General features: G+C 48.5%; 17 protein-coding genes and 5 tRNA genes. 3 read left to right on the top strand and 19 right to left on the bottom strand.

Features of this window, described 5'->3' with window-relative positions; genetic code table 11:
• Positions 1-129: 129 nt before the first annotated feature.
• Entirely contained in the window at positions 130-1,038 is a 909-nt protein-coding gene (locus RIC19_RS00310; RefSeq protein ID WP_350175644.1) for a tetratricopeptide repeat protein, read from the bottom strand.
• 82 nt (positions 1,039-1,120) lie between these two features.
• Positions 1,121-1,792, bottom strand: coding sequence for a hypothetical protein (locus RIC19_RS00305; protein WP_350175642.1), 672 nt, complete (start codon positions 1,790-1,792; stop codon positions 1,121-1,123).
• A 141-nt stretch (positions 1,793-1,933) separates the two neighbouring features.
• Here RIC19_RS00305 and RIC19_RS00300 point away from each other — a divergent pair, with 141 nt between their 5' ends.
• Together RIC19_RS00300 and RIC19_RS00295 are read left to right on the top strand one after the other, a co-directional pair.
• Positions 1,934-2,551, top strand: coding sequence for an RNA polymerase sigma factor (locus RIC19_RS00300; protein WP_350175640.1), 618 nt, complete (start codon positions 1,934-1,936; stop codon positions 2,549-2,551).
• Positions 2,544-3,536, top strand: coding sequence for a hypothetical protein (locus RIC19_RS00295; protein WP_350175638.1), 993 nt, complete (start codon positions 2,544-2,546; stop codon positions 3,534-3,536). Before RIC19_RS00300 ends, RIC19_RS00295 begins: the two co-directional genes overlap by 8 nt.
• Positions 3,537-3,636: 100 nt before the next feature.
• On the opposite strand, the gene rpoC is transcribed toward RIC19_RS00295, so the two are convergent.
• The 16 genes from rpoC to RIC19_RS00215 form a co-directional block, all read right to left on the bottom strand.
• Positions 3,637-7,941, bottom strand: a complete 4,305-nt coding sequence (gene rpoC / locus RIC19_RS00290) for a DNA-directed RNA polymerase subunit beta' (protein WP_350175636.1) — start codon at positions 7,939-7,941, stop codon at positions 3,637-3,639.
• Between the two features lie 80 nt (positions 7,942-8,021).
• Positions 8,022-11,843, bottom strand: a complete 3,822-nt coding sequence (gene rpoB, locus RIC19_RS00285) for a DNA-directed RNA polymerase subunit beta (protein ID WP_350175634.1) — start codon at positions 11,841-11,843, stop codon at positions 8,022-8,024.
• A gap of 220 nt (positions 11,844-12,063) precedes the next feature.
• Positions 12,064-12,444 carry a 50S ribosomal protein L7/L12 gene (rplL, locus tag RIC19_RS00280; protein ID WP_350175632.1) on the bottom strand — a complete coding sequence of 127 codons (381 nt, stop codon included), beginning with the start codon at positions 12,442-12,444 and terminating at the stop codon, positions 12,064-12,066.
• A 103-nt stretch (positions 12,445-12,547) separates the two neighbouring features.
• Positions 12,548-13,075: a 50S ribosomal protein L10 gene (gene rplJ / locus RIC19_RS00275; protein WP_350175630.1), complete on the bottom strand. Its 528-nt coding sequence runs from the start codon at positions 13,073-13,075 to the stop codon at positions 12,548-12,550.
• Between the two features lie 25 nt (positions 13,076-13,100).
• Complete coding sequence (rplA, locus tag RIC19_RS00270) at positions 13,101-13,793, bottom strand: 50S ribosomal protein L1 (protein WP_350175628.1); 693 nt, start codon at positions 13,791-13,793, stop codon at positions 13,101-13,103.
• 65 nt (positions 13,794-13,858) lie between these two features.
• Positions 13,859-14,335, bottom strand: a complete 477-nt coding sequence (gene rplK, locus RIC19_RS00265) for a 50S ribosomal protein L11 (RefSeq protein WP_350175626.1) — start codon at positions 14,333-14,335, stop codon at positions 13,859-13,861.
• A 121-nt stretch (positions 14,336-14,456) separates the two neighbouring features.
• On the bottom strand, positions 14,457-15,065 hold the full coding sequence (nusG, locus tag RIC19_RS00260) for a transcription termination/antitermination protein NusG (RefSeq protein ID WP_350175624.1): 609 nt from the start codon (positions 15,063-15,065) through the stop codon (positions 14,457-14,459).
• Between the two features lie 22 nt (positions 15,066-15,087).
• Positions 15,088-15,276 (bottom strand): preprotein translocase subunit SecE, encoded by a 189-nt coding sequence (secE, locus tag RIC19_RS00255; protein WP_350175622.1) that lies wholly within the window; start codon positions 15,274-15,276, stop codon positions 15,088-15,090.
• A 120-nt stretch (positions 15,277-15,396) separates the two neighbouring features.
• A tRNA-Trp gene (locus RIC19_RS00250) sits at positions 15,397-15,469 on the bottom strand.
• Positions 15,470-15,574: 105 nt separating this feature from the next.
• Complete coding sequence (gene tuf / locus RIC19_RS00245) at positions 15,575-16,771, bottom strand: elongation factor Tu (protein WP_350175620.1); 1,197 nt, start codon at positions 16,769-16,771, stop codon at positions 15,575-15,577.
• A gap of 66 nt (positions 16,772-16,837) precedes the next feature.
• Positions 16,838-16,909: transfer RNA gene (locus RIC19_RS00240), tRNA-Thr, on the bottom strand.
• 222 nt (positions 16,910-17,131) lie between these two features.
• Positions 17,132-17,204, bottom strand: a tRNA-Gly gene (locus RIC19_RS00235).
• Positions 17,205-17,319: 115 nt separating this feature from the next.
• Positions 17,320-17,402: transfer RNA gene (locus RIC19_RS00230), tRNA-Tyr, on the bottom strand.
• An 81-nt stretch (positions 17,403-17,483) separates the two neighbouring features.
• Positions 17,484-17,557: transfer RNA gene (locus RIC19_RS00225), tRNA-Thr, on the bottom strand.
• A 551-nt stretch (positions 17,558-18,108) separates the two neighbouring features.
• Positions 18,109-18,414, bottom strand: coding sequence for a ribosome hibernation-promoting factor, HPF/YfiA family (hpf, locus tag RIC19_RS00220; protein WP_350175618.1), 306 nt, complete (start codon positions 18,412-18,414; stop codon positions 18,109-18,111).
• A 59-nt stretch (positions 18,415-18,473) separates the two neighbouring features.
• Positions 18,474-19,370 carry a tyrosine-type recombinase/integrase gene (locus RIC19_RS00215; RefSeq protein WP_350175616.1) on the bottom strand — a complete coding sequence of 299 codons (897 nt, stop codon included), beginning with the start codon at positions 19,368-19,370 and terminating at the stop codon, positions 18,474-18,476.
• A gap of 108 nt (positions 19,371-19,478) precedes the next feature.
• On the opposite strand from RIC19_RS00215, the gene RIC19_RS00210 reads away from it, so the two are divergent.
• Positions 19,479-19,928 (top strand): energy transducer TonB, encoded by a 450-nt coding sequence (locus tag RIC19_RS00210; protein ID WP_350175614.1) that lies wholly within the window; start codon positions 19,479-19,481, stop codon positions 19,926-19,928.
• Between the two features lie 134 nt (positions 19,929-20,062).
• On the opposite strand, the gene RIC19_RS00205 is transcribed toward RIC19_RS00210, so the two are convergent.
• The gene (locus RIC19_RS00205) at positions 20,063-21,004 is read right to left on the bottom strand and encodes a hypothetical protein (protein ID WP_350175612.1); all 942 of its coding nucleotides are present in this window, start codon (positions 21,002-21,004) and stop codon (positions 20,063-20,065) included.
• Between the last annotated feature and the right edge of the window lie 8 nt (positions 21,005-21,012).

Below are 21,012 nucleotides of genomic sequence, written 5' to 3'. Positions count from 1 at the left end.
ATTGTAGATGCAGGTTTTGCTGCGGTTGGGAAAATATTGGCTAACTTTATCCACCAGTGGCTCAGCTTTCATCTCTAATGTTTTCGTCGACATCAAAGATAAGGCTTGAGCCGCTATTTTACTTTTTGTCTAGTAGTATGGCATTCTCTCATAAATTACTCCTATGTTACCGTAGGAAGTGACTGTCTCTGGGTGTTTAATGCCTAGATATTCTTGTCTCAAGAAGAGGCACTCAAACTGAAGGTTTAGAGCCTTTTCGTAACTCCCCCTAGCTGCATAGGCATTAGCTAGATTACCCATTGTACTTATTTTCGAACGGATCCAGTTATCCTTATCTTCAGTAGCTGCATTTTCAAAAACATATAATATTTCCTTATTCAGTTTAATTGATGATTCAATTTCATTAAGATTAAAATAGGCAGAAGCAAGATTCATTTTAACTTTTGCAACGGATGGATTATTTTTTCCATATTGAACCTCCCGAATTTGAATGGCATTGTTGAATTTTTCGATAGCAGCTTCATTATTCCCCAAACCCATCTGAGCTAATCCGATATCATTATATGAAATGGCTAGTTGTAAGTCATTGCCATTATAATGAAGCTTTTTCCATTCTAATGCTCGTTGAAAATAGGAAAGTGCCTGATGATAGTCTCCTAACGTAAAATAAGACTCTCCAACTTTGTGACATGCTTCAGCAGCGATTAAGGATCGTTCCAAGGAAAAGCTGTCAATTAATAACATAGCCTTAGTACGAAGCTGTTGAGCGTCAGGATATTGGCCCTTAACATGTAACGAATCTGCACTGTTTAGTAAAATCCTGATTTCGGTAGTATCTCCGTAGCCTTGAGCAATACAGGAATATATGGTAAGTACACAAAAATATATCGTTAGATATATCCAAACTATTATTTTCATCAAACTATTATTTTCAAACTTAGATCTTAAATTTAAAAAATACCTAGCAAAAAACATCTCAATTAAGATGTTGAAAAATACGAAACTAAATTGACTGTAAGTTAACTTGCTATCAGCCAAATATGGTAATTGATCAAAACTGAAAACAACTTGAAAAGGCCGCCCAAAGGCGACCTCTCAATTTCCAAAACCAAATACCGTCCTACTGACCAACTGGAATTTCACGCTTTCCAAGCACGCTGCAATTGATCGTCGTACCTGCGGGTACTTCCACACCTTTGCCTTTGATGAATGGCAGAGCCAAGAAACCTACGCCACCGGTCAGCAAACCAGCAGCAACACCACCTACAGCCCAACCTTTGCGGCTCTTGCCCTCGTAGTTAGCAGCCATACCCGTTACAGGCAGGAACTGTCCGTCTACCGTTTGGACGTACTGCGGCATGAGTTGCAACTCCCCGCCTTTGCCAAACATTTTCTGCTTCTCGGCTGAGCTGATGATGGCTTTTGCTGGTGCACCTGCGCTTATCAGGGTGTGCCCGTTTACGATGACATCGTACTTTACGCGAAGGTCGATTGTTTGACCAGCCTGGACATTTTTACTGTTGAGTGGGAATAGGGTCTCCAGCTCGATTGGGGTACCGGAGTGCAGGGTTATCGTTCTTTGGGGCTGGTAGTAACCGTAGACTGGCGCTCCCTGAGGCGCTCCCTGCTGATAAGCATTGGCATGGGGCGGTGCTTGCTGATAATTGCCCTGGGGCTGAGCGGGCTGATAATTTACCGGGTAGTAACCCTGAGCAGGCACAGCATTATTATTCTGAGCAGTAACGCTGATAACAGCAACAAACAAAAGACAAATGGTAATTAGATTCTTCATGACTTTAATGATTAAAAAGGTTAATTGATTGATTTGCCTCTATAGTGGGAGCAACTCCGCCGATGTCCCCCTATGAAGTAACTTTTTTATTTTTTTTTATTTGGGTACATTTACAAAGCAAGCCTCACTAATGATTTAGATATGCCGCCACAACAAAAACAATACTCCGACGCGCAGCTCCTGCAAATGATCAGGGGCAGCGAACAGGAAAGGGCCACCGCCCTCAAAGCCTTCTTTACAGACCAGCAACTGAGAGCGTCGGTCATACGCAAAATCCAGCAAAAGGGAGGGAGTGCAAACGATGCACAGGATGCCTTCCAGGAAGGGTTCAAAGCGTTTTACCGGCATCTTCTGAATGGTAGATTCGAGGGCAGAAGCAGTCTGCGTACTTTTTTTGTGGGCATTTGTATCCGTTGCTGGCTCGATGGCTTGAAAAAAAGCTTCTATCAGCGGACTACCCTTACGGATAAGGAAGAAACCCTGGATGACGAATACCAGCATACGCCGGAAACCCGGATGATGAGCCAGGAACGGAAAAGCCAGTTGCAAAAAGTACTGGAGCTACTTGGCGATCGGTGCAAAAAAGTCATTATGATGGGCTACGAAGGCTATAACAGTGAAGAGATAAAGCAAACACTGGAAATGGGTGCAGACGAAGCGGTCCGTAAAATCAGATACCGTTGCATGACCAAACTCAAAGAAAAACTAGCGAGCCAACCTACCTTAACCGCACTTCTAAAAAGCCTGAATTATGGATAAAGCAACCCTACATGAAAAGCTTGATGCCTATCTAAAAGGCAGCTTGGATGCAGCAGAACAGGCTGAAATCCGGCAGCTCGTTGACTCCGATAAGGACGTAGCTGACCAACTGGAATTGGTGCGCCTGGAACAGGAGCTGGCGGAAGTCATGGTCGATGAGAAACTGGATGAAATGATGAAGGCGTGGAACGAAGAGGACTCTTCCCCATCTGCTAAATCTGACAGCTCTCCTAAACCTAACGCAGGTAACATCCCTGGCAAATGGACTATTTGGGGTTTGGTTATCATTATTTTTGCCGGATTGCTAGTTTGGTCCTGGCCCTCAGATGAGGAAAGTGAAGCCTTAAATGCGGTAACCGAAACGCCATCTTCTGTGCCTCAACTAAACGAGACTGAGACTTCGGGAGATACTCCGAAAAAGGCAGAATCCCTTCAGCCTCCCTCACAGGAAACTGAACCTGTTCCGGGCACGAGCGAAAAAGAGCCGGAAGCAACGCCACCAATCGCTAACGCTCAAGAAGCAGCTTCGCCAGCTGTTGAAATGCAACAGTTAGCACTAGCAGTAGCTACGAATACCTCACCCACAGGTGGATTAAATATAGTCAGAAAAGGGGAGCAAGCTAATGAGTCCCCCCTAGCCAAAGGTTATCGCCTGATGGGAGAAGGGAAACTGGACGAAGCCGAATCGGTCTTGCTTACCGTACCGGAAGCTCAGGAGCGGCGATACCTCAACGCGCAACAGTACCTTGCCTTCATTTACTTTGAAAAGGGTGAATATGAAAAGGCCATCCCCATCCTGGAAGACCTGACCCAACAGCCCTATTCGCAACAAGCTGAAATGGAATGGTACCTTGCACTAGCCTATTTAGTTACTGAAAACCCTAAAGGTTTGGATGCCCTAAAACAGGTTGCCGCACAAAGTGCCTCTACTGAAATACAGGAGAAAGCCCAACAATTATTGGATAAAATCAATGAGCTTGATTAAATACGAATGACAACTGTTTGGGTCATTCAACTACAAAAAAGCCCCCTCCCGGCATAACCAGAAGGGGGCTTACTTTTTATCCTAAGCTTCCGATCTTATCTTAATCTTCAGCTACTTCTTCTAATTGCTTGCGGCGTGCTTCGTGCGCCTCGTGTGCTTCCATGGTGGTCACAAAGAGGTCCTCGTACTCGCGCATGCCCGTACCTGCCGGGATACGCTTGCCAACGATGACGTTCTCCTTCAGACCGTTGAGGAAGTCCATTTTCGCACCGATCGCTGCTGTGCTGAGCACTTTGGTCGTCTCCTGGAAAGAAGCCGCTGAAATCCAGCTTTCTGTACCCAGAGAAGACTTGGTAATACCCTGCAGGAGCGAGCTTGATGTCGCAGGTACTGCATCGCGGTATTGTACCAGCTCGAGGTCATTGCGGCGCAATTGGGAATTTTCTTCCCGCAGCTGACGCAAGGTCACGAGTTGCCCCGGGAGCAGCTTATTAGAGTCGCCAGACTCTGTAACGACCTTCTTGTCAAAGATCCAGTCGTTCTGCTCCAGGAATTGGTACTTCTCAACCGCCTCACCTTCGAGGAAGCTGGTATCACCCGGATCCTCGATTTGAACGCGGCGCATCATCTGACGCACGATCACCTCAATGTGCTTGTTGTTGATGGTGATACCCTGTGCACGATATACTTCCTGTACACCGTTAACCAGATAAGACTGTACGGCGAAAGGCCCTTTAATGTTGAGAATGTCGCGTGGCGCAGTCGCACCATCAGACAGCGGTGTGCCCGCACGGACAAAGTCGCCTTCCTGAACCAGGATGTGCTTGGAAAGACCGATCAGGTACTTGCGCTTCTGACCATCTTTCGCTTCCACCATCACCTCGCGGTTACCCCGCTTGATCTTACCGAAGGAAACCACACCATCGATCTCAGAGACCACAGCCGGGTTGGATGGGTTACGTGCTTCGAAAAGCTCGGTTACCCGTGGCAGACCACCGGTAATATCCGCAATCTTACCCAGCTTACGTGGAATCTTCGCAATCTTCTGACCGGCACGGATCGTATCCCCTTCATCAATAGAGAGGTAAGAGCCCACCGGCAGGTTATAACTCCGCAATTCCTCACCGTCTGCACTTACGATTTTGACGGTTGGAATCTTGCGCTTGTTCTTGCTTTCTACGATCACCTTCTCTGCATAGCCGGTCTGATCATCCCGCTCTACCCGGAAGGTTGCCCCTTCCTCAATAGCGTCGAAACTGGCTACTCCGGAGAATTCGGAGATAATCACGGCGTTGAAAGGATCCCAATCCGCAATCATATCTCCCTTCTTGACCTTCTGCCCTTCCTTTACATTAAGGGTGGCACCGTACGGGACGTAGTGGCTGGCAAACTGCTTACCGGTCTTGGCGTCCACAATCCGGATTTCACCGGTACGAGACAGAACGATGTCTTTTTCCTCGCCTGGTTCTTCTACTTTTTCCGTAGTCCGGACACTATCGAATTCGATCTTGCCTTCAAACTTGGAAACAATTTCAGACTCCGACTTGGATACCGATGCGATACCACCTACGTGGAAGGTACGCAAGGTCAACTGTGTACCCGGCTCACCGATCGACTGTGCGGCAATGATACCGACTGCGTCACCTGATTCTGCAGTACGCCCTGTTGCCAGGTTTTTACCGTAGCACTTCGTACAAACCCCGCGCTTAGTATCGCAGGTCAGTACAGAGCGGAGCGTTACAGACTCTACTTCAGCAGCCTCTATCTTCTCAGCCATCGACTCTGAGATGTATTCACCGGCCTTGAGCATGAGCTCTTCGGTTACAGGGTGATGTACATCATGCAGGGAGACCCGACCGGCGATACGGGACTTGAGGTCCTCGACTACCTTATCGTTGTCCAGCAGTGCGGTCGTTTCAATACCTCTGAGGGTATTGCAATCCTCTTCGAGAATCACTACATCCTGTGCAACATCTACCAGACGACGGGTCAGATAACCTGCGTCTGCAGTTTTCAGGGCGGTATCTGCCAGACCCTTACGGGCACCGTGGGTAGAGATAAAGTACTCCAGTACGGAAAGACCGTCTACAAAGTTGGACAGGATGGGGTTTTCAATAACTGCTCCACCGGTATCGCCCGATTTCCGCGGCTTTGCCATCAGTCCACGCAGACCGCAAAGCTGCTTAATCTGCTGCTTGGAACCCCGCGCTCCGGAGTCCAGCATCATAAACACAGAGTTGAACCCCTGCTTGTGGGAAGCCAACTCTTTCATTAGCACGTCCGTGATACGGTTATCCGCATACGTCCATTTATCGATAATCTGATTGTAGCGTTCGTTGTTGGTAATGAGACCCATGTTGTAGTTGTCCCATACTTCATCTACCTCGGCTTGCGCTTCTTCCAGTGTATTGATCTTGACAGATGGCTCGATCAGGTCACCTAAGTTGAATGACAAACCACCTTTGAAAGCCCAAAGGAAACCGAGTTCTTTGATCGCGTCCAGGAAGCCTGCAGTAACTGCAAAGTCGGTCCGCTCGATCACGTCACCAATAACACGCTTTAGGTTTTTCTTGGTCAACAGTACGTTAACGAAAGGAATGCCCTTCGGAACGCTCTGATTGAAAAGCACCCGACCTGTAGTTGAGTCGATGAGCTTATTGACCATGTTCCCTTCTTCATCTTCTACTTCAACACGCACCTTAAGAGCAGCGTGCAGATCAAGCTGTCCCTCGTTGTAGGCGATCATCACTTCTTCCGGTGAGTAAAAGCGTCGGCCTTCGCCTTTTACTTTGATCTCATCCGTAGAGGTACGCTCTTTAGTGATGTAGTACAGTCCCAATACCATATCCTGAGAAGGTAAGGTAATTGGAGAACCGTTCTGTGGGTTAAGCATGTTGTGAGAAGACAACATCAACACCTGTGCTTCAAGGATTGCCGCGTGGCTGAGTGGTACGTGTACAGCCATTTGGTCACCGTCAAAGTCGGCGTTGAAGGCACCACAAACCAGTGGGTGCAGCTGTATCGCCTTACCTTCGATCAATTTAGGCTGGAAAGCCTGAATTGAAAGCCGGTGCAGCGTTGGTGCCCGGTTGAGCATAACCGGATGCCCTTTAAGGATATTTTCGAGGATTTCCCAGATGATGGGGTCCTTACGGTCTACAAGTTTCTTAGCAGATTTTACCGTCTTTACGATACCACGCTCAATGAGCTTGCGGATCACAAAAGGCTTGAACAGCTCTGCTGCCATGGCCTTTGGAATACCACACTCGTGCAGCTTCAGGGTAGGACCTACCACAATAACTGAACGACCGGAGTAATCCACACGCTTACCGAGCAGGTTCTGACGGAACCGGCCTTGCTTACCTTTAAGAATATCACTCAGTGATTTCAATGCACGTCCTCCTTCTGCTTTTACAGCATTCGACTTCCGTGAGTTGTCAAAGAGCGAATCAACAGCCTCCTGCAGCATTCGCTTCTCATTACGCAGGATTACCTCCGGCGCTTTGATTTCCAGCAGACGCTTAAGACGGTTGTTCCGGATGATTACCCGGCGGTAGAGATCGTTCAGGTCGGAACTTGCGAATCGGCCACCATCCAACGGCACCAACGGGCGCAGTTCAGGTGGTACAACAGGCAGGTACTGTATGATGGTCCACTCCGGGCGGTTCTCAATACGAGTCAGTCCATCGCGGAAAGCTTCTACCACACGCAGGCGCTTCAGTGCTTCAGACTTACGCTGCTGAGAGGTCTCATTAGCGGCCTGATGCCGCAGGGCGAAGGAAAGCTGATCAAGATCGAGGCGCATCAACAGGTCACGGACTGCATCCGCACCCATCTTGGCCATGAACTTGTTCGGGTCCTCGTCATCCAGCATTTGGTTATCCTGTGGCAGGGTATCCAAAATTTCCAGGTACTCCTCTTCTGTGAGCAAGTCCATTTTGGCGACGCCCTCTTCTTCTTTCACACCGGGCTGAATCACTACGTATCGCTCGTAGTAAATGATCGATTCCAATTTCTTGGAAGAAAGCCCCAGCATGTACCCAATTTTGTTGGGCAATGACTTAAAGAACCAGATGTGCACCACAGGGACCACCAATTTGATGTGCCCCATGCGCTCACGGCGGACTTTCTTCTCCGTCACCTCTACTCCACAGCGGTCACAAACGATCCCTTTGTAGCGGATACGCTTGTATTTGCCACAGTAGCACTCATAGTCTTTGACGGGGCCGAAGATGCGTTCGCAGAACAGACCGTCACGCTCCGGCTTATAGGAGCGGTAGTTGATCGTTTCCGGCTTCAGCACTTCACCGTAAGACCGCTCCAGAATCTCATCCGGAGAGGACAGACTGATCGTGATACTGTCGAAGTTTTGGGTCTGAATATTATTCTGTTTCTTAAAGGACATATGGTATTGTTGGTATGGGGCAGCCGCGTGGCTGCCCCAGTGAAACAATCTAATTTATTAGGCTGCGAAAACAGCGTGACCTAGTCGAACTTCACATCCAGTGCCAGGCCGCGAAGCTCGTGCACCAGAACGTTGAAAGACTCCGGAATGCTTGGGTCCGGCAGCGGGTCGCCCTTTACGATAGCCTCGTAAGCTTTGGCCCGCCCGTTGATGTCATCCGACTTGATCGTGAGCAGTTCCTGCAGGATGTTGGACGCTCCAAAGGCTTCCAGTGCCCACACTTCCATCTCACCAAAACGCTGACCACCAAACTGGGCTTTACCACCCAGTGGCTGCTGCGTAATGAGCGAGTAGGGCCCGATAGAACGGGCGTGCATCTTATCGTCTACCATGTGCGACAACTTGAGCATGTAAATCACGCCTACTGTTGCCTGCTGATGGAAACGGTCACCGGTTTCGCCATCGTATAGGAACGTCTGACCAAGGCTAGGCAGTCCTGCCTCCTGAATGTACTCATCGATCTCCTCCTTGCTGGCACCATCGAAGATTGGCGTACCAAACTTCATACCGAGCTTTTCGCCAGCCCATCCCAGTACGGTCTCGAAAATCTGTCCGAGGTTCATACGGGAAGGTACACCCAGCGGGTTCAGTACGATATCCACAGCGGTACCGTCTACCAGGAACGGCATATCTTCAATACGCACGATCCGGGAAACAATACCTTTGTTACCGTGGCGTCCCGCCAGCTTGTCACCTACACGCAGCTTACGCTTCTTCGCCATGTAGACTTTTGCCAGCTTGAGTACGCCTGCAGGCAGCTCATCACCAATACTGATGTTGAACTTCTCCCGCTTGTACCGGCCTACTTCCTCGTTCACCTTGATGCTGTAATTGTGCAGCAGCTTGGCAATGAGGCTGTTCGTATCGTCATTATCAGTCCAGCCCGTGTAGTCAACACTTGTGTAGTCGACTTCTCGCAGCTGAGACTGCGTAAATTTGGTGCCCTTAGGAACGATTGGCTCGTTGTAGATGCTCTTGACACCCTGAGAAACTTTGCCTTTGATCAAAATCAGCAGCTTGTCAATCAGGATGGTCTTCAGCTCGTTGAGCGCAATCTTATGCTGATCTTCCAGTTTCGTGAGCAGTTCTTTTTCCTGTGCCTTCTGGACTTTGTCCTTTTTGGCACGTGCAAAGAGCTGCTTATCGATGATGACTCCTTTGGTAGATGGAGGTGCCTTCATAGAAGCATCCTTCACATCACCGGCTTTGTCTCCGAAGATCGCACGGAGGAGCTTTTCTTCCGGCGTCGGATCAGACTCGCCTTTAGGCGTAATCTTACCGATCAGGATATCGCCCTCACTCACCCAAGCGCCAACCCGGATGATACCATGCTCATCAAGGTCTTTCGTCGCTTCTTCACTGACGTTTGGAATATCGTTGGTCAGTTCCTCCTCGCCAAGCTTGGTGTCACGGACGTCCATCTCGAAGTGCTCGATGTGGATAGACGTGAAGATATCCTCGCGGACCACGCGCTCAGAAAGCACGATTGCATCCTCGAAGTTATATCCTTTCCAGGGCATGAAGGCCACTTTCAGGTTCTGGCCCAGTGCCAGTTCACCTTTTTCTGTAGCGTAGCCGTCGCAAAGGATTTGACCTTTGGTCACGCGCTGTCCACGTTTCACGATAGGCTTCAGGTTGATGCTCGTCCCCTGGTTCGTCCGGCGGAACTTGATCAGCTTGTAGATTTTCCGGTTGTCTTCGAAAGAAACCAGTTGCTCTTCGTCTGTACGGTCGTAGCGAATGATGATCTCATTGGCATCAACGTACTCAACGACACCATCGCCTTCCGCATTGATGAGCATACGGGAATCACGAGCAACCTTACCTTCGAGGCCTGTACCCACCACCGGTGAGCTTGGGCGCAACAAAGGCACGGCCTGACGCTGCATGTTCGAGCCCATCAGGGCACGGTTGGCGTCATCGTTCTCCAGGAAAGGGATCATAGAAGCCGATACCCCAACAATCTGGTTAGGCGCAACATCCATGTACTCGATTTCATCTGGTGCCAGTACCGGGAATTCACCGTGTTCGCGGCACTTCACACGGTCTGACTCAAACGCGCCTTTTTCCGTAATTAGTGCGTTGGCCTGAGCGATACGCTTAAAGTCTTCTCCTTCTGCTGACAAGTACTCCGGTTCCAGTTTCACTTCCACTGAGCCCGAAGAAACTTTTCGGTAAGGTGTTTCCAAAAAGCCCATCTTGTTCACTTTCGCGTGTACGCAGAGGGTGGAAATCAGACCAATGTTCGGACCTTCCGGCGTCTCAATCGTACAGAGGCGGCCATAGTGAGAGTAGTGTACGTCACGTACCTCAAAACCGGCGCGCTCACGGGAAAGACCACCCGGGCCCAGTGCTGAGATACGCCGCTTGTGCGTAATTTCAGACAGCGGGTTGGTTTGGTCCAGAAACTGAGACAACTGACTGGTACCGAAGAAAGAGTTGATAACGGACGATAGGGTCCGTGCATTGATCAGGTCAATAGGTGTAAAGACCTCGTTATCCCGAACGTTCATACGCTCGCGGATGGTACGGGCCATACGGGCCAGACCAACACCAAACTGAGCGTAAAGTTGCTCACCTACGGTACGTACGCGGCGGTTGCTCAGGTGATCAATATCATCAATCTCTGCTTTCTGGTTGATGAGGCTGACCAGGTACTTCACGATAGAAATGATATCCTCACGTGTCAGTACCAGCGTCTCCCGGTCAATATCCAGTTTAAGCTTACGGTTGATCTTATAGCGCCCTACCTCTCCAAGGTTGTAGCGCTTGTCAGAGAAGAATAATTTATCAATAATACCGCGTGCGGTTTCTTCATCGGGTGGATCAGTACCCCGCAGTTGGCGATAGATGTACTGCACGGCTTCCATTTCAGAACTGGAAGGGTCCTTTTGCAGTGTGTTATATATTATGGAGTAATCTTGGTCGATCTCGTCTTTTTGCAGGATAACCGTTTCGGTTTCTGCATTAAGGATGAGTTCGATATTGTCCTCATCAAGCACAATATCCCGCTCCAGAATAATCTCATTTCGTTCGATCGTTACTACCTCACCGGTATCCTCATCAACGAAGTCCTCAGACCAGCTTCTTAGTACCCGGGCGGCCAGCTTGCGTCCGATCGCCTTTTCGAGGCCTTTACGGGTAGCAGGCACTTCGTCCGCCAGGTCAAAAATATCAAGAATGGCCTTATCTGTATCGTAACCAATAGCCCGCATCAAGGTTGTTACGGGGAACTTCTTCTTACGGTCGATGTAAGCATACATGACCGTATTGATGTCCGTTGCGAATTCCATCCATGCCCCCTTGAACGGGATGACACGAGCGGAATAGATCTTGGTTCCGTTAGGGTGAAAGCTTTGCCCAAAGAACACCCCGGGTGACCGGTGGAGCTGGGATACGATGATCCGTTCAGCACCATTGATCACGAAAGTACCCTTAGGTGTCATGTAAGGGATATTCCCGAGGAAAACGTCCTGCACAATGGTTTGGAAATCCACGTGTTCTTCGTCATTACAAGACAGGCGCAACTTTGCTTTCAGCGGCACACTGTAAGTAAGCCCACGCTGCATACACTCATCGATGGTGTAGCGGGGAGGGTCAACGAAGTAATCGAGAAATTCCAGGACGAAGATATTTCTGGCGTCCGTGATTGGGAAGTTCTCCTGAAAAACCTTGTAGAGCCCTTCGTTCATACGATTTTCGGGAGTAGTTTCCAATTGGAAAAACTCCTGAAAGGACTTTAACTGGATTTCAAGAAGATCGGGGTATGGTGAGGGAAGCTTTATTTTGCCGAAGTTCACTCTTTTCTCTTCGGCGGTCAATACCTTACCGTTTGACGTCATTGGCAATATTGTTTGTGTTCTTGGCAGTCAAGAGCTTTCTCTCAAAAGCAGCCGCTGTAATAATACCCAAAATTATGGAAAAAGTTTAATTTTCCTGAACTTATCTATACGACGATAGGCTTAGCCAGTTGGAGACCAACTCGCTAAGCCTTGTGGGGAGGGAAACAGGCGGTTTTCCGTGAGGTAAGCCGACCTACTCCCCTTCCTGTGTATGCGCTGATTACTTCAGCTCAACTTCAGCACCGGCGCCTTCCAGTGCTTCTTTGATCTTTTCAGCTTCTTCCTTAGGCACAGCTTCTTTGATCGTGCCAGGAGCACCGTCAACCAGTTCCTTCGCCTCTTTCAGGCCAACGCCAAGCAAGCCTTTGACTTCCTTAACGACCTTGAGCTTGCCTGCACCAGCAGACTTCAGGATTACGTCGAATTCGGTTTTTTCTTCAGCAGCTGCACCGCCTTCGGCACCAGCGCCACCAGCAGCAACTGCAACCGCAGCTGCAGCAGGCTCGATACCGTATTCCTCTTTCAGGATGCCAGCCAATTCATTGACCTCTTTTACGGTGAGGTTGACCAGCTGTTCTGCAAATTCTTTCAGATCTGCCATTGTAAAATGATTTTTGAAGTAGTGTACTTTTAAAAATATATTGTGCGTACAGCTTGGAAGCCGTATTTATGGGGCAGCCCGCTTATAGGGCCGCCATAGCGAACTACGCCGCGCGCTCTTCCAGCGTCTTGAGCAGGCCCGAAAGGGTCTGACCACCAGACTTGAGTGAGCTGATAACGTTTTTCGCAGGAGACTGCAGCAGTGCTATAACTTCTGCCAACAGGTCTTCCTTTGACTTGAGGCTAGCAAGCGCCTCGAGCTTATCGTCTCCGATGTAAACATCAGATTCGATGTAAGCAGCCTTAAGTGCAGGCTTCTCGCCATCTGCGCGGAATTCCTTGATCAGTTTAGCAGGTACATTAGCTACTTCCGTAAAGAGAATAGCCGTATGCCCTTTCAGTGCCTGATAAAGCTCTTCGTAATTCTTTTCCTCGGGAGCCGCTTCGAGGGCTTTCTGAATGAGGGTGTTTTTAACCACCTTCATTTCCACGCCTTTCTCGAAGCACATGCCGCGGAATTTATTGATTTGTTCTACCGTAAGCGTAGAAGAATCTGCGAGGTAAAAGTGTTCTACCTCGGATAACTTCTCCTTCAACGCCTCAATGGTAGCTGTCTTTTCTGCTCTAGTCATTGCTCTTCGGTTTTGAAAAGTTTACTTAACCAATGTTTTTGGCGTCTACCCGAATACCGGGGCTCATTGTGCTCGCCATTGTGACGCTACGCATGTAAGTGCCCTTAGCAGAAGCCGGGCGCATGCGGCTCAGTGTACCGAGCAGTTCCTTCGCATTATCGGCTATCTTTTGCGCATCGAAGGAAACGCGGCCAACAGAAGCGTGGATGATACCATACTTATCAACGCGGAAAGAAATCTTACCGCCTTTGACATCTGATACTGCTGAAGCAACATCAGGCGTAACCGTACCTGTTTTAGGGTTTGGCATCAAACCACGTGGGCCCAGAATACGTCCGAGGCGACCAACCTGCGCCATCGTCTGTGGCATCGCCACGACAACGTCAAAGTCTGTCCAGCCACCCTGTACTTTCTGTACCAGCTCGTCAAGGCCTGCATAGTCGGCACCAGCCGCTTTAGCTTCTTCTTCCTTGTCGGGCGTACAGAAAACCAATACACGCTTGGTTTTACCTGTACCGTGCGGCAGTACTACCGTACCACGAATCGCCTGATCTGCTTTCCGTGGGTCTACGCCCAGGCGGATGTGCAGGTCAACGGAAGCATCAAACTTGGTCGTGTTGACTTCTTTTACGAGGGCAGCAGCTTCATCTAAGGTATATTCCTTTTCACGGTCTACCTTAGCTTCAGCAGCAGCTCGTTTCTTACCTACTTTTGCCATTGTGAATATTTTGAGGTGAATAGCGTTCAGGTATTAACTGAACTCCCTGCTAAAAAATAATTTGCTTAGTTTTCTGCAGCCAGTGCCGCTGCCTCTTCAGGTGTCATCCAGGGCGGAGTGCCTTTGACAACAATCCCCATACTACGTGCAGTACCCGCTACCATCTTCATAGCCGACTCAATAGTGAAACAGTTCAAGTCAACCATTTTATTCTCAGCGATCGCTTTGCAATCATCCCAGGTTACGGTACCTACCTTATCACGGTTGGGCTCAGAAGAACCTTTCTTGAGCTTGGCTGCATCAAGCAATTGAACAGCTGCCGGTGGTGTCTTAATTACAAAAGAAAAAGACTTATCCTTAAACACCGTGATAACAACCGGTAGCACTTGCCCCTGCTTGTCCTGTGTTTCCGCGTTGAAACGCTTACAGAACTCCATGATGTTCACCCCCTTAGCACCAAGAGCCGGACCTACCGGAGGAGCGGGGTTAGCAGCGCCACCACGAACCTGCAACTTGATAAAAGTACTTATTTCCTTAGCCATTGTATCTCGCTTTAAAAATATTTGGGGCTACGTTGCTTAGGGGAAGCTCCTGCTTTCTCTATTGCATCACCTTAGAAAACAGGTACAAAAGCTTGTAGCTAAATTACAGTTCAGATTGGATCTATGAGTTCTTCTCAACCTGCATGAAGTTGAGCTCTACCTCTGTCCCACGGCCGAAGATCTTAACGATTACCTTCAGCTTCTTCTTCTCATCGTTTACTTCCTGAATATCACCCACAAACTCACTGAATGGCCCATCGATGATTTTCACCGTTTCTCCAACGATAAATGGCTCGATCATCGCTTCGCCTGCCTCTTGTGACTCATCCACTTTTCCTAACATCCGGTTGGCCTCAGATGGGCGCATTGGGATCGGGTTGTTTTTCCCGAGGAAGTGGATCACATTCGGAATATTAGCGATCGTCTGTATAATTTCACCAGACAGTTTGGTAGGTATAGCCTCAATGAGGATATATCCGGGAAGGATATTGCGCTCAGAAATAACTTTCTTACCTGCGCGAATTTTATATACCTTTTCAGTAGGTACTAACACCTGCGTAATGAAATCAGCCCACTTGGAGCGGTCAATCTCAAGCTCAATGCGTTCTTTAATCTTACGTTCCTTACCACTGATTACCCGAAGCGAATACCACTTCTTGTCAGGACCAGTAGACTCTACAGGTTCGTTAGTTACTTCTTCCTCAATGTGCTTTTCGTTGTCCTCTGACATCATTACGGGTTATCCTGAAAAATTAGAGGCTGTAAATCTGATCTAACACCCCTTTGGAAACGACGTCCATTAGGAAGATGATCAGAGCGAGCAGAATTGAAGCTACCAAAACGACAACTGTACTGCTTTGCAGGTTTGACCAAGATGGCCAGGTTACCTTAGTGACAAGCTCGTTATAGCTCTCTAGAATATACAATTTCAACCTTTCCATCTTACTTCGCTTGTTAAGTTGAAGTACTAATTATACTCTTTCCTTTCTAAAGGGAATTTCCCATGACTCGATCTATGGATTGAATCTATGGGAGATTAATTTTACCCCTTCAATACTTTGCACGGGCAGGAGGACTTGAACCCCCAGCCTACGGTTTTGGAGACCGTCGCTCTACCAGTTGAGCTATGCCCGTGTGTGGAAGAAGACCGAGTTGTAAACAACCCAGTCTTCCTCACTTATTTCAAGACTTGGTGAATCCCGGACTTAAGCGCCCGGGCAAGTATTATTCGAAAGTCGCTTAGTCGATAATCTCAGTTACCTGACCAGCACCTACGGTACGACCGCCTTCGCGAATCGCAAAACGAAGACCTTTCTCCATTGCGATGGTGTTCAACAGCTTCACTTCCAGTGAAACGTTGTCACCAGGCATTACCATTTCTACACCGTCTGGCAAGTTCACATCGCCAGTTACGTCAGTGGTACGGAAGTAGAACTGTGGGCGGTAGCCGTTGAAGAATGGCGTGTGGCGGCCTCCTTCTTCTTTGCTAAGTACGTAAACCTCGCACTTGAAGTGTTTGTGAGGCTTAACAGAACCTGGCTTGCAGATTACCATTCCACGCTTAATGTCTTTCTTGTCGATACCACGCAGCAGCAGGCCTGCGTTGTCACCTGCCTCACCGCGAGTCAGGATCTTACGGAACATTTCCACACCTGTGATGGTAGAGTTCAGTGGCTTGGCATCATCATCCATCATACCGATGATTTCAACCGGGTTACCTGTTTCGATAACACCACGCTCAATACGGCCAGTTGCAACCGTACCACGTCCAGTGATAGAGAATACATCCTCGATAGGCATCAGGAAGTCCTTATCAATTGCACGCTCTGGCTCAGGGATGTCCGCATCTACTGCGGCCATAAGATCAAGGATTTTCTGCTTTGCGTCAGCATCTCCTTCGAGTGCCTTCAGTGCAGAACCCTGAATGATAGAAGCATTATCACCGTCGAATTCATACTGATCGAGCAGTTCACGTACTTCCATTTCAACCAGCTCCAGCATTTCCTCGTCGTCAACAAGGTCAACCTTGTTCATAAACACAACGATGCTAGGTACACCTACCTGACGGGCAAGCAGGATGTGCTCACGTGTCTGAGGCATTGGACCGTCTGTAGCAGCCACAACGAGAATCGCACCGTCCATCTGAGCAGCACCAGTAACCATATTCTTCACATAGTCAGCGTGACCTGGGCAGTCCACGTGCGCATAGTGACGGTTTGCTGTTTGGTACTCAACGTGTGCCGTATTAATGGTGATACCACGCTCTTTTTCCTCTGGAGCAGCATCGATAGAAGCATAATCCTTCTTCTCTGCGAAACCCGATTCGGACAGTACGTTGGTGATTGCCGCAGTAAGGGTCGTCTTACCGTGGTCAACGTGACCGATAGTACCCACGTTCAAGTGGGGTTTATTTCTTTCAAAAGTTTCCTTAGCCATCGGTAATCAAATTTTTGATGCGAAATTTTAGTAATGAATCAGAATAAAGTACCGTTCACTAAAGTGAGCCAATGAGGGGAATTGAACCCCTGACCCCTTCCTTACCATGGAAGTGCTCTACCCCTGAGCTACATTGGCTTAACTTTTACATTCATGAAGCTTGCACCTCTATCCTGCTACTCTTGCCAGAGTAATCTCGGTATTAGGCAGATGCTCCTTGCCGTGACCGGCTTATTTTTAATGCTTGCGCTTAAGCAAGACATGTTTTCAATATTTCAGTCGAAGAAACAGAATACTTTATCCTGATTAAGGGATATCCCCTATTCTTCTTTTTCATCCCAGCGATCTGGGAGAAATTAGAGCGGGCGACGAGACTCGAACCCGCGACCCTCAGCTTGGAAGGCTGATGCTCTACCAACTGAGCTACACCCGCTTCTATTATTTTGTCAACTTGCCGAAGCCTTAACCTTTTGAGAAGACTTGAAACAGCAAACCGCCTTAGCTATTGGTATAGCATTGGCGGATCATTCAGTGGAACCTGAAATTAGTGGGGGTGATAGGATTCGAACCTATTCAGACAAAGTCACCAGATTTACAGTCTGGCCCGGCTCTCCAACTCCGGCGCACCCCCGTATGCTTCCCAAATGCTCCTTACAGAGCCCCCGGAAAGCACTTTGTGTTTTAAAAGCGATTTTTGAAAAACTTGCTTTTGAGCCAGCAGAGGGATTCGAACCCCCGACCCGCTGATTACAAATCAGCTGCTCTGGCCAACTGAGCTATGCTGGCTTTACGCCTTTAAGCAAATTTTCAAAGCATCAACTTTGATCTGGTATTAGCCGCCCCGATAAAGAAGCGATGCCAGAATGCTGTTGTTAAAGCTGGATTTCAAGCTGAAATCAGCTGCTCAAAAAAGTAGTTGGTAGTACCTTCTCAAAATCGCCCCGCAAAGATAGATGAAAGAATTAAATCTACAAGCGGTAAAACACATTTTTTTCAGCCTGTCAAATATCGCTTTTGGATCATTTTCTCAAAGCGATTGCAAAGATACAACTTTGGTCAAGATTCAAAAAGCTTGTTCGCTTTTTTTTTACTTTTTTTCCGTTGTCGGGCAAAGTTAGCAATTCTGTAGCAACCTGCAATACCATTAGTCATTACAAACCGGAAAAGTTCCCTTTAACGTTTGTTGGGATTGTGTACTTCGCGCTGTGTTTGCTCCAAACGCAAAATCACAACAAGTCCTTAAAAATAGTTGCGCCGCCTGGGCTTAAGCTCCAGGCGGCGCAACTATCCGTTCCCATCCTATTTAATATGCCTGAATCAGGCTACGGCTTCTGGGGTTAAGCCGACTTCCGGCGGAGCCGGTCTTTGTAGCGGATCAGCTGCCGCCGCATTGTGGAAGCGGCGCTGTCAATAGAGGACTCAAAGGTTTTGGCAGACTCACTTACAAATAAGGTGTCTCCGGGGACGCTAATGGTGAGCTCCGCGATTTTATCTTTCACCTGACCAGAATTTTCCAACTTGAGCGTCACCTTGGCTTCAATAATCCGGTCAAAATACTTTTCCATCTTCTGTAGCTTCTGCTCAACAAAATCGATGAGCTTTTGGTCGGCTTTGAACGATACTGCTTCGGTTTGAACTTTCATAATCTTTTCTTTTTGATGATAAAGAAGTTAATATATGGTTAGCGCATCTGAGTGAGGGTTCAATCCTTACTCTTTGCACTAGGATGGGCTTGTTGGTATACGGCGCGTAGCCGCTCTACGGAGTTGTGGGTGTACACTTGCGTAGAGGCCAGGCTGGAATGCCCCAATAGTGCCTTAATAGCGTTAAGCTCGGCTCCGTTTTCAGACAAATGGGTGGCAAAGGAGTGCCGGAGCGAGTGCGGCCCAAGACGTTCATCCGGGCTTACCACAGACAAATACTTTCTTACAATATTGTAGACGAGTTTAGGGTACATCGGCTTGCCCTTTGCGGTAAGCAACAAGGTTTGCTCTTCCGCGGCCTCCGGCAGTTCTGAACGCCATTTCAGGAATTGCTCCACTTCATGTATCAGTGAACGCCCCACGGGCACAAGCCTTTCTTTGCCCCCTTTGCCCCGGATCAGGATTTCCTGTTGGGCCCAATTGAAATCTCCTACCCTTAGTGCAATCAGCTCTGAGCGGCGCATTCCGGTGGCGTACAAAATTTCCAGTATCAACCGGTCTCTGCTGCCCTCGTACCCGTCGGGAAACTGCACCTTGCTGAACAACGTATCCAGGGCTTCCTTTCTGACAGCACCCGGCAATCGTTTGGGCAACTTAGGGGCCGAAACCTTTAGTGTGGGATCTTCTTTCATATCCCCCTTACGGAGCAAAAACCGAAAATAAGCCTTAATAGTGGAGAGTTTGCGATTGACCGTCCGCGCCTTCCGGCCTTCGGTAATCAGGGAGACCATAAACGAACGGATATGGCTGTGCCGCACTTCGCCCATATCGTCAATACCCAAAGTATGGCTCAGGTATTGCTGAAACTGCATTAAGTCCTTACGATAAGCAGTAATGGTATGGGCAGAGAAACGCTTTTCAAATTCCAGGTACTGAAAAAAGGGTGTTAATTTCATTTAGTGGGCTTAACTGTAGGAATCAATTTAGGCAGAAAAAGATTATTTGTCAAATTTTCTTATCATTGATCAATGCAATGCCTGCATGAAAAGATCTAAAGCATAACTATGCAACGCGAAAAGAAAGACAAACATTTTATCAAGAAGCCGATATACCCGGGCGGGGCGACAGCAATGCGGCAGTTCATTGCCGAAAACCTGAAGTACCCCAAAACTGCCCTCAGGGAAAAACTGGAAGGGACAGTGGTTTTGAAGTACATGATAGACCACGAAGGTAAAGTCACAGAGGCAAATGTGGTCTCGGGCATAGGTAAAGGTTGCGACGAAGAAGCGGTCAGGGTGACCAAGCTGCTGAAGTTTCAGGTGCCGAAATTGCCGGGGAAGAAAACAAAAGTGGTATTCCATAATAAGCTCAAAGTACATTTTCGGTTGCCCAAAGTCAAAGAGCAGCCACCTGGGGTACAGTATCAATACACTACGTCAGCCAAGACCACCCCTGAAGACCAGGAAGCTGCCCCATCTAAGCGCAAAAGCTATACTTATACTATTGAGTTTTAGCGCACCATGAACCAAAAGGGAGGTTACCTGCACCGTCCTTTGTACTTGTCATATGAATACCTCTTCCGGGAAAGTGCGCACCACTTCTGGGCTTCCTGGAATATACTTTCAAGAACGATCGAAAACTCAGTCTGCTACTTTGCATACCACTGATAGCGAATACTCAGGCGGGCACGAAGAGCGGTCGTTAGCTGTGTTCCCTCAAGCTGCCAGGCGAGCGGCCATTCTGCGAAGCTGCGTATTTCTATTTTGGGGGTAATTGCCCATTGTAATCCCGTCCGTAGGTGCAACCACTGCCCACCGGTATTGGGAGAAGGCAATCCATTCAGCAGATCTTTCTGCGTATGGCGATAGAGTAGCATCAGGGATGGAGCAAAAAGTTGTTCACCAATCAAAAGTTGATCTGAATATCCGGTAAGGAGCCGTAATTCATTACCAAACCGATAAGACTGTAAGCGCTCATAGCGTGCTGCAGAACTGCTAATACGGTACGTCGCTTGGGCAAATACGTTTCCGGAAGGCCTTAGTACTCCATTGTAGGTAAAAAGCGTGCTGCCCAACCAGGCAACGGCCCCTCGTCCTGCCTGCATATCCGGATGAAAAGGGATTCCGGTATCAGGGTTCGCATCAGAAGTTTCGCCGGTCGGCAATTCTATTCCCGCGCCGGCAAGAAGGCTGTAACGATTTTCCTGCAGGACAGCGTACTGTGTTAACAACATCAGATCACCGGGTCCCTGTGCCCGGATGGTAGTTGTACCTCCGGCGATACGGTCAATTTTTTCTTCCTGACGTACCCAAGATAACAACCCTGTCAGGGACCAGCGGTTACTAAAAGCGTAGCTTAGACGTAGCAGGCCTGCATAGGTTAGCCGGTTTCTTGGATTGTCCTCAAGTTTGCCCTTCCCCGACACCAGTGTACTTTGTGTGTTATAGTCCAGCATCGACTCTATTTGCCCCTGTTTAGCGGTGAGCGGTTCCAGCCCCAAACTGCCTGAAAGTGGAGTCCCTCCGGAACAACACCCCTGCCCTGCTAACCCGGCAGGTAACAACAATAAAAGCAATAACCATTTTGTCATTCGCATGA

The sequence above is a fragment of the Phaeodactylibacter sp. genome (genome assembly GCF_040219495.1).
Taxonomy (GTDB): domain Bacteria; phylum Bacteroidota; class Bacteroidia; order Chitinophagales; family Saprospiraceae; genus Phaeodactylibacter.
Note: the sequence above shows the minus strand (reverse complement) of the source record. Positions and strands in the feature narration are given on the sequence as shown.

Bases quoted from the DNA above. Each gene is read 5' to 3' on its own strand.
- RIC19_RS00210 (WP_350175614.1), top strand. From the start codon at position 19,479: ATGCAACGCGAAAAGAAAGACAAACATTTTATCAAGAAGCCGATATAC.
- RIC19_RS00295 (WP_350175638.1), top strand. From the start codon at position 2,544: ATGGATAAAGCAACCCTACATGAAAAGCTTGATGCCTATCTAAAAGGC.
- rpoC (WP_350175636.1), bottom strand. From the start codon at position 7,941: ATGTCCTTTAAGAAACAGAATAATATTCAGACCCAAAACTTCGACAGT.
- rpoB (WP_350175634.1), bottom strand. From the start codon at position 11,843: ATGACGTCAAACGGTAAGGTATTGACCGCCGAAGAGAAAAGAGTGAAC.
- RIC19_RS00305 (WP_350175642.1), bottom strand. From the start codon at position 1,792: ATGAAGAATCTAATTACCATTTGTCTTTTGTTTGTTGCTGTTATCAGC.
- secE (WP_350175622.1), bottom strand. From the start codon at position 15,276: ATGGAAAGGTTGAAATTGTATATTCTAGAGAGCTATAACGAGCTTGTC.
- rplA (WP_350175628.1), bottom strand. From the start codon at position 13,793: ATGGCAAAAGTAGGTAAGAAACGAGCTGCTGCTGAAGCTAAGGTAGAC.
- RIC19_RS00215 (WP_350175616.1), bottom strand. From the start codon at position 19,370: ATGAAATTAACACCCTTTTTTCAGTACCTGGAATTTGAAAAGCGTTTC.
- rplJ (WP_350175630.1), bottom strand. From the start codon at position 13,075: ATGACTAGAGCAGAAAAGACAGCTACCATTGAGGCGTTGAAGGAGAAG.
- RIC19_RS00205 (WP_350175612.1), bottom strand. From the start codon at position 21,004: ATGACAAAATGGTTATTGCTTTTATTGTTGTTACCTGCCGGGTTAGCA.
- hpf (WP_350175618.1), bottom strand. From the start codon at position 18,414: ATGAAAGTTCAAACCGAAGCAGTATCGTTCAAAGCCGACCAAAAGCTC.
- rplL (WP_350175632.1), bottom strand. From the start codon at position 12,444: ATGGCAGATCTGAAAGAATTTGCAGAACAGCTGGTCAACCTCACCGTA.
- RIC19_RS00300 (WP_350175640.1), top strand. From the start codon at position 1,934: ATGCCGCCACAACAAAAACAATACTCCGACGCGCAGCTCCTGCAAATG.
- rplK (WP_350175626.1), bottom strand. From the start codon at position 14,335: ATGGCTAAGGAAATAAGTACTTTTATCAAGTTGCAGGTTCGTGGTGGC.
- nusG (WP_350175624.1), bottom strand. From the start codon at position 15,065: ATGTCAGAGGACAACGAAAAGCACATTGAGGAAGAAGTAACTAACGAA.
- tuf (WP_350175620.1), bottom strand. From the start codon at position 16,771: ATGGCTAAGGAAACTTTTGAAAGAAATAAACCCCACTTGAACGTGGGT.